The sequence below is a fragment of the Halomonas qinghailakensis genome, assembly GCF_025820815.1.
GTDB classification, from domain to species: domain Bacteria; phylum Pseudomonadota; class Gammaproteobacteria; order Pseudomonadales; family Halomonadaceae; genus Vreelandella; species Vreelandella qaidamensis.
On sequence record NZ_CP096973.1, the window covers coordinates 3,225,407 to 3,238,991 of the forward strand.

The following is a 13,585-nucleotide window of genomic DNA, read 5'->3' on the forward strand; positions in this document are numbered from 1 at the left end:
TGGTTAGTGCTACAGCAGCGCGTCTAGCTTCTCTTTTAACAAGCCATTCACCTGTTGAGGATTCGCTGTGCCACGGGATGCTTTCATCACTTGGCCAACGAAGTAGCCAATCATCTTGCCGCGTTTTTCTGGTTCAGAATCTCGATATTGGGCAACTTGGGCGGGGCTGTCAGCAATTACCTGATCAATCATTGCTTCGATCGCGCCGGTGTCGGTGACCTGTTTCAAGCCTTTTGCATCAATGATGGCATCGGCGCTATCACCTTGGCCATTCCACAACGCCTGAAAGACTTGCTTAGCGGCTTTGCCATTAATGGTGTCGTCCAGTACGCGACTAATCAGCTCGCCGAGCTGTTTCGCAGAAACAGGGCTGTTTTGAATGCTTAGATTTTCTCGATTAAGCGCACCTGAAAGCTCACCTTGTACCCAGTTGGCAGCCTGTTTTGCATCGCCGCATACGCGGTGTACTTCTTCGAAAAATTCAGCCATTTCTCGACTTGCAGACAGCACGTGGGCGTCGTAAGCCGATAGGCCTAGCGACGTCTGGAAGCGCGCTCGCTTGTCGGCGGGTAGCTCTGGTAACTGGCTGCGAAGATGATCAAGGTAGGCTTGATCTAGCACTACGGGTAAAAGGTCTGGGCAGGGGAAGTAGCGATAGTCGTTAGCTTCTTCCTTGGTGCGCATGCTGCGGGTTTCATCGCGCTCTGGGTCAAACAGGCGGGTTTCCTGCACGACCTTGCCGCCATCTTCGATCAGTTCAATTTGGCGCTCAACCTCAAAGGCAATCGCACGCTCAACAAAGCGGAACGAGTTGACGTTTTTGATTTCCGCGCGGGTGCCGAAAGCTTCTTGGCCTTTAGGGCGCACTGAAACGTTAACATCGCAGCGCATTGAGCCTTCCGCCATATTGCCATCGGAAATGCCCAGATAGGTCACAATAGAGTGGATCGCTTTGAGATATGCAGCGGCCTCTTTTGCACTGCGCATATCCGGTTCAGAAACGATTTCTAGTAGCGGTGTGCCTGCCCGGTTAAGGTCGATGCCCGTCATGCCGTGAAAGTCTTCATGTAACGATTTGCCGGCATCTTCCTCAAGGTGGGCGTGATGGATACGGATGCGTTTGGTTGACTCATCATCTAGAGTGATTTCGACATCACCCGCGCCGACGATCGGATGATACATCTGGCTGGTTTGATAGCCCTTGGGCAAATCCGGATAGAAGTAGTTTTTACGGTCGAATACTGATACTTCAGGAATGTCGGCATGTACCGCAAGTCCAAACTGGACAGCCATGGCGACAGCTTGCTCGTTAAGCACTGGCAGAACGCCGGGCAAGCCAAGGTCAACGGCGCAGGCTTGAGTGTTCGGCTCTGCGCCAAAGGCGGTGGAAGCACCGGAGAATATTTTCGAACGAGTCGCGAGCTGAACGTGTACTTCCAGCCCAATCACGGTTTCCCATTGCATTAGGCGTTCTCCTCGGCAAAAGCAGGGCGTTGTAAGTGCCAGTCAGTGGCTTGCTGGAACTGGTGCGCCACGTTTAGCAGCTGTGCTTCTGCAAAGTGGGTGCCCAGAATTTGCAGGCCAACCGGACGACCATTTGAAAAACCCGCAGGAACGCTGATGCCAGGAATGCCAGCTAGGTTAACGGCGATGGTGTAAATATCTTGTAGGTACATAGACACCGGATCTTTCTTAGCGCCAAGGTCAAACGCGGGGGTTGGCGATGCTGGTCCCATCAGTACGTCTACATCTTCAAAGGCGTCAAGGAAGTCCTGTCGAATTAAACGGCGGACTTTCTGTGCTTTGGTGTAGTAGGCGTCAAAGAAGCCTTCTGACAGCGTGTGCGTGCCAATCAGAATGCGTCGCTTTACTTCATCACCGAAGCCTTCCGCACGAGAGCGTGTGTAGAGGTCAATGAGATCAGCCGGGGCATCGCAGCGATGCCCAAAACGCACGCCATCATAGCGGGAGAGGTTTGAGGAAGCCTCGGCGGGGGCGATGACGTAATAAGCTGGAATCGCATAGTGGGTATGCGGCAGGCTTACTTCGCGCACGGTCGCTCCCAGTGATTCATACACCTTCACTGCCTCACGAACCGCTTTTTCGACGTCAGCGTCCAAACCATCGCCAAAGTACTCCTTCGGCAGGCCGATTTTGAGGCCGGAAAGCGGGGCGTTGAGCGTTTCAGTGTAGTCGGGAACGCCGCGGGCAACGCTGGTAGAGTCGCGCACGTCATGTCCCGCAATGACATTAAGCAGATGCGCGCAGTCTTCAGCGCTTTTTGCCATAGGGCCAGCCTGATCGAGGCTAGATGCATAGGCAATGATGCCATAGCGAGAAACCCGGCCATAGGTAGGCTTTAAGCCGGTGATGCCACAAAACGCCGCTGGCTGACGAATAGAGCCGCCTGTGTCTGTGCCCATCGCAGCAGGTACAAGGCCTGCTGCAACGGCTGCGGCGCTGCCACCTGAGCTTCCACCGGGAACTGCTGTGAGGTCCCAGGGATTTTTTACCGCGCCAAAATAGCTATTTTCATTGGAAGAGCCCATCGCGAACTCGTCCATGTTGGTTTTACCCAAACTGATGGTGCCCGCTGCGTTGAGTTTTTCTACTACGGTAGCACTGTAAGGCGCGATGAAGTTGTCGAGCATTTTTGAGCCGCAGCTGGTTTTAACACCTTGGGTACAAAAGATGTCTTTCAGTGCGAAGGGAATGCCTGTTAGCTTGCCAGCCTTGCCTGCAGCACGGGCATTGTCGGCGGCTTCTGCCTCATTAAGGGCTTGCTCGGCGGTGACGGTAATAAAGCTGTTGAGGGAACCGTCAGCTTTCTCAATACGTTGTAAAAAGTGCGAAGTCAGCTCTCGGCTGGAAAATTCACCGCTTTTCAGGGCGGCAGCAAGCTGCGTTACGGTTTTATCATGCATGACCCGGAAGCTCCGTTCGGGGGCGAATAGAAAGAGCAGAAAATAGCGGCCTAGGCGTGGTAATCTGGTTACTCCACCACGCGAGGCACAAGGTAGAGGCCATTTTCTACTGCCGGAGCACAGCGCTGGAAAGCGTCGCGCTGATCAATTTCCGTGACTTCGTCGGCGCGCAGGCGTTGCGTAGCATCCAACGGGTGCGCAAGCGGCGCAACGCCATCGGTGTCCAGGCTCTGTAGCTGGTCGACCATGTCCAGTATGCGGCTTAGATCGTCGACAAAACCACTGGCTTGGTCATCGCTAACGGCGAGTCGGGCCAAGTGTGCGGCCCGGCGCACATGAGATTCTTCAAGCGCCATGATCGAATTTTCCTCGCAATCGTGATGGAACATATTCCGTGTTAAGCGGTATACATACGGTCATCTTAAATTCGTCTTGTGTAGCAGACGTAGAAAATAGCCGCAAAAGGTACCACATATTGGCCCTAACGGGCAGTATTAGGCACTACTCGTGCTTGCTGCCAAGGGGTTGCGGTGATACCGTTTGCATCCGCACAGGGTTCCCGGTCTGCACTAGGTAACAACATCCATGTTCAAACGTTTGAGGGGGCTGTTTTCCAGCGATCTGTCGATCGACTTGGGTACGGCCAACACACTGATTTATGTACGCGGTCGTGGCATCGTGCTCGATGAACCGTCCGTAGTTGCTATCCGCCAGTCTGGCAACATGCGCAGCGTCGCATCGGTTGGCGCCGATGCAAAACGTATGCTCGGGCGCACGCCAGGCAACATTACCGCCATCCGCCCGATGAAAGATGGTGTTATCGCCGATTTCACCGTGACGGAGCAGATGCTTCAACATTTTATCCGCAAGGTGCATCAAAGCACTTTCTTAACGCCCAGCCCCCGTGTCTTGGTATGCGTTCCTTGCATGTCGACACAGGTTGAACGGCGCGCGATTCGCGAGTCGGCGGAAGGTGCTGGCGCACGTGAAGTGTTTTTGATCGAAGAGCCGATGGCTGCGGCAATTGGAGCAGGGCTTCCGGTTGAAGAAGCACAGGGCTCTATGGTGGTTGATATCGGTGGTGGTACTACCGAAATTGCCATTATTTCGCTCAATGGCGTGGTTTATTCAGAATCTATTCGCGTTGGTGGTGACCGCTTTGATGAGGCTATCACTGCGTATGTGCGCCGCCACTATGGCAGTTTGATTGGTGAAGCTACTGCCGAGCGAATCAAAGAAGAGATCGGCTGTGCGTATCCAGGTGGCGAATTACGCGAAATTGATGTGCGTGGCCGTAACTTGGCAGAAGGCATTCCGCGCAGCTTTACACTGAACTCCCACGAGATTCTTGAAGCGTTACAAGAAACCTTAGGTTCTATTGTGGCGGCAGTTAAGAGTGCCCTTGAGCAATCACCGCCAGAGCTAGCCTCTGATATTGCCGAACGTGGTTTGGTACTAACCGGTGGGGGTGCACTGTTGCGTGATCTCGATAAATTAATCGCTGAAGAGACAGGCTTGCCGGTGATCGTGGCGGAAGACCCGCTCACTTGTGTGGCCCGCGGTGGCGGCAAGGCGCTAGAGATGATTGATCAGCATACTTTCGAGCTGCTGTCGAGCGACTGATCGTAGCGGTTTATCGCGGGGGATTGCCTATTAAACCGCTATTTTCGCACGGGTCTTTGCCAGGGTACCGATTATTTTTCTGTATGCTATTGGCAAGCGCTTTGATGTTTGTTGACCAGCGTTTTACACGTATGGAAGACGTGCGCGCCCAAATGACTATGCTTGTTGCCCCCATTCAGTGGGTTGTTAGTGTGCCTAGCGACCTACTGAACTGGGGGGCACTTGCGTTATCGGATCAACAAGCGCTTGTTGATGAAAACCGACGCCTGCGGGAGCAAATTTTAACGCTTTCACACCGTGGCCAACGGTTAGCTAACTTGACAGCGGAAAACGCTGAGCTGCGCGAACTGCTAAAAGCTGCCCAGCGACGCGATATCCCCTATATTACCGCTGAACTTCTGTCGCTGGATAACGATCCTTTTAGCCACCAAATGGTGGTTGATCGTGGTCACCGCAATGGTGCTTATGTTGGACAGCCAGTCATTGATGCATTTGGTTTAGTGGGTCAAGTAACCTCTGTCTCGGCTTATTCAAGCCGTGTCTTACTGTTAGCTGATGCTAGCCATGCGTTACCTGTACAAGTCAATCGCAACGGTCTGCGATTCATTGTGCAAGGCGCTGGCCGTTACGGCAGCGTTAATGTTCTGCATGTGCCTGATACGGCAGATATTCGTGAAGGTGATTTGCTTACGACCTCTGGTTTAGCGGGACGCTTCCCGCCGGGACACCCCGTCGCGAGAGTGACGAATGTTTACCACGACCCAGGCCAACCTTTTGCTCAAGTGACCGCAGAACCTTCTGCGCAATTGCAGCGTTCACGTCACTTCCTCCTGTTATTCCCGCCGCCCCGCGAAGAAGTCGAGGATACTATTTGGGGGGAGGATATGGATATTTCACCCGCTGCGTTGCACGCTGCTCAGCGTGTTGGTTTACAGCAGATTGATGTGCCGCAGGATACTGCTCGGGAGGTGCCATAATGGCAAAGATGCCAGTGGTGCCGCTTGTCTTTGTGTGGTTCACGCTTGTGTTCGCGCTATGCTTACAAGTCATGCCATTAGCAGAGGGTTGGCAAGTATTCCGTCCAGAGTGGATAGGGCTAATGCTGGTTTATTGGTGCATGCGAACACCTGATAGAGTAGGTGTTTTTCATGGCTTTATTATCGGCATCCTATTGGATTTGATTGAGGGTACAGCGCTTGGTCAGCATGCACTGATATTGTCGCTGTTAGCCTTTTTCTGTGCGCTAGTTTATCCCCGTTTTCGTGCATATTCTCTGGTGCAACAGTCCGTTCTTGTCTTGGTTTTATTAGGCTTGGTGCAGTTAGTAGAGCAGTGGTTACGCACGTTAACAGGTGAGTTTTCTATCCACCTATCTTTTTTGATACCGTCATTGATTAGCGCTGTTTTGTGGCCTTGGTGGTCGACCATGCTTAAAGCACTCGAACGGCGTTTGGCTAATGCGTGATGGTTGAGGCTCCACGATGTCATCGTGGGATAAGCAAGCTTGGAGTTGGAATGGACGGGTCTTTTTCTGTCGTCGCCCCTAAGGTGACCCCCGTGTTATGCCTTGCCTCAGCGTCACCTAGACGCAAGGCCTTGTTAGCATCAATTGGCGTAATAGCAGATGTCATCCCGAGCGACATAGATGAAACGCCGCTTGAAGATGAATCTGCACAGGCGTATGTAGAGCGTTTGGCTATTGCCAAAGCACAAGCGGTCGCTTCAAGGACAGCCCTCCCTGTGCTGGGTGCTGACACCGCCGTGGTAATTGATAATCAAATATTGGGTAAGCCAATTGATGAGCATGATGCTGCCGTTATGCTTCAGAAGCTGTCAGGGCGTTGTCACCATGTATTAACAGCGGTCGCTGTGGTTGGTACCAAGGGTGTATTCTCTTGTTGTGTAACTACCAGCGTTAAGATGCGCGTGATAAGCCAGCAGGAAATAGCTGATTATTGGCAAACTGGTGAGCCTGCTGATAAAGCGGGTGGATATGCTATCCAAGGGTTAGCCGCTATTTTTGTTGAAGAAATTAAGGGCAGTCACTCAGCAGTAGTCGGGCTGCCGCTTTACGAAACAACGCATTTGCTTTGCCAACAAGGGGTGCCAATCTGGTCGGGCTGCTATAAGAGTAGATAACCGCCGTTTCGCCGCCTGCTGTCAGGGCAAGGATACTGTGACTCAATAAGGAATTTTGCATGAGCGGTGAAGTCCTCATCAATTTAACGCCAATGGAGACTCGCGTTGCATTGGTGGAAAACGGTGTCTTGCAAGAGGCACTCATCGAACGCTCACGTAGGCGTGGTATTGTAGGCAATATCTACAAAGGCAAAGTAGTGCGCGTACTGCCTGGTATGCAGGCTGCTTTTGTTGATATTGGCCTAGAACGTGCGGCGTTTATTCATGCCCATGAGGTGATGCCGCCAGGTACGCCTAATGATGAACAGCAGACCATTGGCCAACTATTGCATGAGGGGCAGGCGCTTGTTGTTCAGGTGACCAAAGATCCTATTGGTACCAAGGGCGCTAGACTCACGACCCATCTCTCGATTCCTTCACGCTATCTTGTCTACATGCCTGACTCACCTCATCATGGCGTGTCTCAACGCATTGAAGATGAACGAGAGCGGGAGCGCTTAAAGGCGTTGCTTGATTCAGGGATAGAGGAGCAGACCATCGAGGTGACCGGTGGTTTTATTGTTCGTACGGCGGCGGAGGGTGTTGTCGATGAAGAGCTAGCGAGCGACATGTACTTCCTGCTGCGGATTTGGCGCAAAGTAAGCGAACGAAAAATAACGGCAGCATCGCCTAGTGTAATCTACGACGACTTGCCTTTATTTATGCGCACGTTGCGTGACGTTATGCGTGACGATATTGAAAAAGTACGCATCGATTCCCGCGAAAACTTTGTCAAACTGGTCGAGTTTGCTGAAGAGTTTATGCCAGATGCAGTAGACCGCATCGAGTATTATCCCGGAGAGCGACCTATCTTTGACTTGTACAGTGTTGAAGATGAGATTCAAAAAGCGCTTGGGCGTAAGGTGCAGTTGAAGTCAGGCGGCTATCTGGTTATCGACCCGACAGAAGCAATGACCACGATTGATGTTAATACCGGTGGTTATGTTGGACACCGTAATCTTGAAGAAACAATTTTTAAAACGAATCTGGAAGCGGCGACGGCGATTGCTCGCCAGCTAAGACTACGCAATCTTGGCGGCATCATTATTATCGATTTTATCGACATGGTGGATGTCGAACATCAACGCCAAGTGTTACGCGTGCTGGAGAAGGCGTTAGAGCGAGATCATGCTAAAACGAAGTGTACCGGCGTGACTGAGCTTGGTTTAGTACAATTGACCCGCAAACGTACGCGAGAAAGCTTGGAACAAACGTTGTGTGAGGCATGCCCCATGTGTAGTGGGCGCGGCACGTTGAAAACCCCAGAAACAGTCTGTTATGAGATTTTTCGAGAAATACTTCGTGAAGAGCGTGCTTATAGTGCTGAAACGTACATGGTGCTTGCTTCTCAACCGGTAGTTGACAGGCTGTTAGACGAAGAGTCTGCAGCAGTCGCCGACCTGGAAACGTTCATTAATAAAACCATTCGTTTTCAAGTAGAACAACACTACTCTCAAGAACAGTACGACATCGTACTAATGTAATGATGGCGCTACGTTCATTCTCTCGCTGGTGCCTAGTAGTGATTGCATCACTGCTAGGAAGCCTTGCTGTCTTGTTGCTGCTAGCGCGCTTATTGGTTAGCCAGTCCAGCTTGTTAACACCTAAAATAGAAGCGTTATTAGAGTCCCGGGTAGGCGTGCCCGTTACTATAGAGCACCTATCGCTTTCGTTGGCCCGTAACGATCTTGTGTTGCGGCTCGAAGGCGTGCATTCAACCGCGCATGACGGGCAGCCATTGGTTTCCCTTGAAAATGCCCATTTACGTCTAGATGGCTGGGCGACACTAAAAAGTGTTGCGCCAGTGTTTAATGATGCGCGTATTACGGGGCTTGAGTTTCATCTTTATCAGCAGGACGACGCTGCTTGGGGCTGGCCGGCACCGGCAGAATTGCCGATTGTGATGTCCGAGGAGCCAACCGTTGACTTAGCTGCACTAGATGCCTGGGCTGGCCTTATTCTTCGTCAGCGCCTGTGGGTCGATAATACTCGGTTAGTGCTGCATGGTAGCCAGCAAGTCGTTACCTTACATGCGCCTACCTTACTGCTCAATGGCGATGAGCGGCGGACGCGCCTAGAAGGCGCGATCATGATCTTAGAATCTCAAGGCGAGGATTCGCAGGTAGCAGGGTCACCAAAACAAGAAGCTCAAGAACAAGAGGCTCAAGAACAAGAAGCGCTGCCAGCCATTGCCATGAACGTTGAGATGCAGCCTGGAAAGCAGGGATTTCGTGATTTTTCAGCGGCGCTTCAATTGGATATGCAGCTGGATCATTTAGTGGCATTAGCCGCTGTTTTACGTTCCGATAGTATGCCGGCCTTAGAGCAAGCGGGAGGCGAAGTTAAGCTGTGGGGGCGCTGGCACGCTGGGCGCTTGGATGAAGCGCGTTTGGCTGTCGATGTTCCACAGCTAACTCTGCGTCACGAGATTCAATACGCCGTACTTCAAAATATTCAGGCGAATGGTTTATGGCAACGAGACGGTGAGGGCGGCGAAGCGTGGCTTAGTGGTAATGCTGAAAACGTTGAGTGGGCGCGGCCTGAGGGAGGTAGTGAAGGCCCAGCCTTGCCGCGACATTGGTACCTAACTCATCAGCCTGATCAATGGGAAGTACGCACCAGTGCCTTTGAACTGGCCTCTTTGGCTGCTTGGCGTGACTATATTTTACTGCCTGAATCATTAACCCGAGTATTACAAACTTTATCTCCCCGTGGTCAGGTGCAAGGTTTGCGTCTAGGTCAACAGGAAGGCCATTGGGGAGTTGATGCGGCGTTGACCAATGTGGCAGTGCTGCCTTGGGAGCAAGCGCCAGGTGGTGGCCCATTAGATGCCTGGGTACAGGCAAGAGACTTTCGAGGCAGAGTAACATTTAATAGTGCTGGAGGCAGCTCGCTTAATTTCCCTGAATTATTTGAATCGCCCATGCAATTAAGCCATGCAGAAGGTGTGGTGGAGTGGGTGTATGACGGTCCGAGCACCATGATTAGCGGTAGAGATCTGCGCTTAGAGTGGGACGGGGCCGAGGTGGTCGGAGGGTTTGGTTTAATTGCAGCTAAGCAAGGGGGGCAGTTCGGGCTTGATATTGGTTTTGAGAATGTTGATGCGCTTAACTACCCGCTTTCGCAGTGGCTGCCCATTAAAATACTCGAACCTGAGCTTCGTGAGTGGCTATTAACCGATATAGGTGGCTATGTCTCCCATGGCTCGCTTAAGCTTAGTCTCCCCTTTACTGGTGAAGAGTCTAGTTCAGAAAGGCAGCCTGCAGATCAACTTTCCTCTACGTTGGCGCTTTCTGTCACGCAAGGACGGTTACCTATTGCTCCAGAGTGGCCGATGCTTGAGGAGGTTGAGGGCAGGTTGATTTGGCAAGACCAAGTGTTGGAAGCGACTATTCAGCACGCTGAAAGTCTTGGCATCGGCGTTTCTGATGGGGTGCTAAAGATGGCTGATGAGAGGCTTGATCTATCGGGAAGTCTCTCTGGTGATAGTGATGCACTACTGGCATTTCTTCAGGCGATGCCAGAGATTGATATGCCCTTGCTTAACGATGTTCGTGCTGAAGGTAGTGTTGAAGGGGAGATCGCATTATCGTTACCGCTGAACGCGCCAGACTTACTGGCGTTAGAGATTAATGCTCGACCAAATTTCTCAACGCTTGCTTTTCAACCTATCAATATTCCACTAGAAAATCTCCAGGGGGAGATGACTTGGCAGCAGCAAGGCGAAAAAAGTGCCTTACTTGGCCAGGTGTCAGGTCAGCTGTTAGGTAGCTCTATAGATGCGGATATCAACGTTCCAGACGATGGTATTATCCTCAGCGGTAATATTGATATCGCTGCTTTGTTTCAATTAGCTGACATTCCCTCTGAGCAGGCACGCCAACTGATCGAGGGGCGTACTCAGTGGCGTGGGCAGATCAATTTACAGCCAACACCGTCACTCGTCCTTGAAAGCCGTTTGCTTGGTATTACTAGTAGGTTGCCGGCACCGTTTAGTAAGTCTGCTGAACAGCCTTGGCCATGGCGGTTAAGTGCAGACTTTGCGAGTGGCCGTTTAGCAACACAAGTAGCCGATATTGTTAACGCCCGCGTGCAGCTTGGCAGTGACGAGCTGGCGGGTGAGGTTGCTCTTGGTGGTGCTGTCGCACCTGATAACTGGCCGACGCAACCAGGCTGGAAAGTGACCGCGCATGTTGATGAGTTACCTCTCGATGACTGGCAGGAAGCGTTGTCTCCCTTCATGCAGGCGTCGTCTTCGGCAAACGGCAATAGAGAGGGCACGCCGATATCAGTAATGGTTAATACGCCCTGCGTGCATTTTCGTGATGCGTGTTTTGGTCAGTTAGCGGCGACCGGCAGTATTGAAGGGAAGCGCTTAGCAATGCAGTTAAGTGGTGACCTTGTATCAGGTCGAGTGGATTATAAGCCAGATAGCGCGCTGCCGCTTGATATTGCTATCTCGTCGCTAGAGGTAGATCGATTATTTGATATGCCTGCCGCAGCGCATGACAGCAGTGCGCCGACGCCAGGTTCTTGGATGGATGCTGTCGAAACTCAACACGCTGCCACAAGTGCGATACCTGAATGGCTTAACCAACTACCTAATGGCAGACTGCGGTTAGCTGATATTAGCCTTGGCGAAGGGCGTTTTGGACCGTTAACCGCTTATTGGCAAACTCAGGATCAACGTTTTACCCTTTCCCCAGTTGGCCTGACACTAGGGCAGCTCTCTGCCCGCGGAGAGTTGGTGTGGGAAGGCAATGCAATCAATAGCCATACACGTGCTGATGTATCGATACAAGGCGGTGACGTGGGTACTGCATTAGAGCGTCTAGGCCAACCAGTTGCCATGCGCAGTCGTACCACGGATGTCAGTGCGGCGCTCACGTGGCCAGGCGCTCCCTGGCAATTTGAATTAAGTCGGGCGGAAGGCGATATCCGTACTGATGTGCGTGACGGGCGCTTTGTGACCCTGGAGTCTACTCCGGCTCGCTTAGTGGGCCTGCTTAATTTTGACAATATTCTACGCCGCTTGCGCTTTGACTTTTCAGACGTTACGGGGCGGGGAACCGCATTTGATCGGGTACATGGCACGGCAGATGTCGCCGCAGGTCAATTAATACTGCGCGGGCCGCTGAGTATTGAAGCACCATCCACTACGCTAACCTTGACGGGAAGCGTCAATCTTATACGACGTGAACTTGATCAACGGTTAGGCGTCACACTACCTATTAGCCAAAGCTTGCCTATCGCAGCCATTGCCGTTGGAGCCCCCATTGTGGGTGGGGCTCTTTTTATAGCGGATCAGCTTTTTGGTAACGCACTAGACCAAGCAACCACTATTCATTATCGCGTGCGAGGTCCGTGGACGTCGCCGCAGATTACTTTAGAAGGCCCTCAATGACCGCACATAAAAGCGATATAAACACCGCTGTTTCTATTTTGTTAACACCGGGTGGTCTAGATTTAGATGCCCTTGATACAGGGCTGTCTTATGCCATGGGCGGGGGGATTGATTATGCTGACCTTTATTTTCAGCGTACTTGGCAAGAGGGCTGGGTGCTGGAAGATGGTGAAGTAAAAGAAGCCAGCTATAACATCGATGGTGGCGTTGGAGTGCGCTCCCTAGCAGGTGAAAAGACAGGCTTTGCCTACTCCAATCAAATTACCGCAGATGCGTTGATGGATACTGGCCGCACCGCGGCGGGCATTGTGCGTAGCGGAAAGCAGCTGCCTGGCCAGCCGGTAGTGGCTGTTAGCGCTGCTGGTCGTTATGCAGGAATTGACCCGCTAGCGGGGCTTACGGCTGACGAAAAAGTGGCAATGTTGAAAGAAGCAGACCGCATAGCACGCGCGGCTGACCCCAGCATTAGTCAAGTGAGCGCCTCATTATCAGGTACTTACGAAGTCGTGTTAGTACGTGCCAGTGATGGCACCTTAGCGGCAGATATCCGCCCATTAGTACGTTTTAACGTAAGTGTGATTGCAGCTAAAAACGGCCGTCGAGAGCGAGGCAGTGCCGGCGGTGGGGGGCGCTACTCAATGTCCAGACTGCGAGATGAAAACGTAGCGGAATACTATGCGAAAGAGGCTGTTCGCCAAGCCTTGGTTAACCTTGAGGCAGTTGATGCCCCTGCTGGACAAATGCCTGTGGTCCTGGGTGCTGGATGGCCTGGGATTTTGCTTCATGAAGCGGTGGGTCATGGTCTTGAAGGTGATTTTAATCGTAAGGGCAGTTCCGCTTTTGCTGGGCGCATGGGGAAACGTGTTGCGGCGAAAGGTGTGACGGTCGTTGATGACGCAACCGTCGCTGACTGCCGTGGCTCGTTAAGCGTGGATGATGAGGGTACGCCAGGGCAGTACACGCCGCTAATTGAGGACGGTATTTTAACCGGCTATATGCAGGATAAGCTGAATGCACGGTTAATGAATATGAATCCAACCGGCAATGCGCGGCGTGAATCTTTTGCCCATTTGCCAATGCCGCGCATGACGAATACTGTCATGCTGGCAGGCCAAGATGAACCTGCCGATATTATCAAAAGCGTTAAGCGCGGTATCTATGCGGTCAGTTTCGGTGGTGGTCAAGTCGATATTACATCAGGCAAGTTTGTGTTTTCAGCCAGCGAAGCCTACCTCATTGAAGATGGCAAAATTACTGCGCCGGTGAAAGGGGCCACTTTAATTGGCAACGGCCCTGAAGCTATGGGGCGTGTTTCAATGATCGGCCATGATATGGAAATGGATACAGGAATTGGTGTTTGCGGCAAAGAGGGGCAGGGGGTGCCGGTAGGCGTCGGCCAGCCCACCCTTAAGTTGGATGAGCTGACCGTGGGCGGTACCCAATCATCATGAAGGGC

The 13,585-nt window shown here is 52.1% G+C and carries 10 protein-coding genes; 7 read left to right on the plus strand and 3 right to left on the minus strand.

Going from position 1 to position 13,585, the window contains the following annotated elements:
• Positions 1 to 9: 9 nt before the first annotated feature.
• The 3 genes from gatB to gatC form a co-directional block, all read right to left on the minus strand.
• Entirely contained in the window at positions 10 to 1,464 is a 1,455-nt protein-coding gene (gene gatB, locus M0220_RS14635; RefSeq protein WP_264018078.1) for an Asp-tRNA(Asn)/Glu-tRNA(Gln) amidotransferase subunit GatB, read from the minus strand.
• Entirely contained in the window at positions 1,464 to 2,924 is a 1,461-nt protein-coding gene (gene gatA, locus M0220_RS14640; RefSeq protein ID WP_030072246.1) for an Asp-tRNA(Asn)/Glu-tRNA(Gln) amidotransferase subunit GatA, read from the minus strand. Before gatA ends, gatB begins: the two co-directional genes overlap by 1 nt.
• A gap of 68 nt (positions 2,925 to 2,992) precedes the next feature.
• Positions 2,993 to 3,280, minus strand: coding sequence for an Asp-tRNA(Asn)/Glu-tRNA(Gln) amidotransferase subunit GatC (gene gatC / locus M0220_RS14645; protein ID WP_030072248.1), 288 nt, complete (start codon positions 3,278 to 3,280; stop codon positions 2,993 to 2,995).
• Between the two features lie 229 nt (positions 3,281 to 3,509).
• Between gatC and M0220_RS14650 the strand changes: the two genes are divergently transcribed.
• Genes M0220_RS14650 through tldD form a run of 7 tightly spaced genes read left to right on the plus strand, consistent with a single transcriptional unit; the run spans position 3,510 to position 13,580 of the window.
• Positions 3,510 to 4,547: a rod shape-determining protein gene (locus M0220_RS14650; protein ID WP_018915723.1), complete on the plus strand. Its 1,038-nt coding sequence runs from the start codon at positions 3,510 to 3,512 to the stop codon at positions 4,545 to 4,547.
• A 23-nt stretch (positions 4,548 to 4,570) separates the two neighbouring features.
• Positions 4,571 to 5,524: a rod shape-determining protein MreC gene (mreC, locus tag M0220_RS14655; RefSeq protein WP_264018079.1), complete on the plus strand. Its 954-nt coding sequence runs from the start codon at positions 4,571 to 4,573 to the stop codon at positions 5,522 to 5,524.
• A complete protein-coding gene (gene mreD, locus M0220_RS14660) occupies positions 5,524 to 6,012 on the plus strand; it encodes a rod shape-determining protein MreD (RefSeq protein WP_030072254.1) in 489 nt (162 codons plus the stop codon). The genes mreC and mreD overlap by 1 nt, the downstream gene beginning before the upstream one ends.
• Positions 6,013 to 6,062: 50 nt before the next feature.
• Positions 6,063 to 6,686 carry a Maf family protein gene (locus tag M0220_RS14665; protein ID WP_264018080.1) on the plus strand — a complete coding sequence of 208 codons (624 nt, stop codon included), beginning with the start codon at positions 6,063 to 6,065 and terminating at the stop codon, positions 6,684 to 6,686.
• 59 nt (positions 6,687 to 6,745) lie between these two features.
• Positions 6,746 to 8,209, plus strand: coding sequence for a ribonuclease G (gene rng, locus M0220_RS14670; RefSeq protein ID WP_030072258.1), 1,464 nt, complete (start codon positions 6,746 to 6,748; stop codon positions 8,207 to 8,209).
• Positions 8,210 to 8,211: 2 nt separating this feature from the next.
• Positions 8,212 to 12,129, plus strand: a complete 3,918-nt coding sequence (locus tag M0220_RS14675; RefSeq protein ID WP_449768898.1) for a YhdP family phospholipid transporter — start codon at positions 8,212 to 8,214, stop codon at positions 12,127 to 12,129.
• Entirely contained in the window at positions 12,126 to 13,580 is a 1,455-nt protein-coding gene (gene tldD, locus M0220_RS14680; RefSeq protein ID WP_030072262.1) for a metalloprotease TldD, read from the plus strand. Before M0220_RS14675 ends, tldD begins: the two co-directional genes overlap by 4 nt.
• Positions 13,581 to 13,585 lie beyond the last annotated feature (5 nt).

Coding starts and splice junctions, on each gene's coding strand:
- M0220_RS14675 (WP_449768898.1), top strand. CDS start 8,212: ATGGCGCTACGTTCATTCTCTCGCTGGTGCCTAGTAGTGATTGCATCA.
- mreD (WP_030072254.1), top strand. CDS start 5,524: ATGGCAAAGATGCCAGTGGTGCCGCTTGTCTTTGTGTGGTTCACGCTT.
- M0220_RS14665 (WP_264018080.1), top strand. CDS start 6,063: ATGGACGGGTCTTTTTCTGTCGTCGCCCCTAAGGTGACCCCCGTGTTA.
- M0220_RS14650 (WP_018915723.1), top strand. CDS start 3,510: ATGTTCAAACGTTTGAGGGGGCTGTTTTCCAGCGATCTGTCGATCGAC.
- tldD (WP_030072262.1), top strand. CDS start 12,126: ATGACCGCACATAAAAGCGATATAAACACCGCTGTTTCTATTTTGTTA.
- gatB (WP_264018078.1), bottom strand. CDS start 1,464: ATGCAATGGGAAACCGTGATTGGGCTGGAAGTACACGTTCAGCTCGCG.
- gatA (WP_030072246.1), bottom strand. CDS start 2,924: ATGCATGATAAAACCGTAACGCAGCTTGCTGCCGCCCTGAAAAGCGGT.
- rng (WP_030072258.1), top strand. CDS start 6,746: ATGAGCGGTGAAGTCCTCATCAATTTAACGCCAATGGAGACTCGCGTT.
- gatC (WP_030072248.1), bottom strand. CDS start 3,280: ATGGCGCTTGAAGAATCTCATGTGCGCCGGGCCGCACACTTGGCCCGA.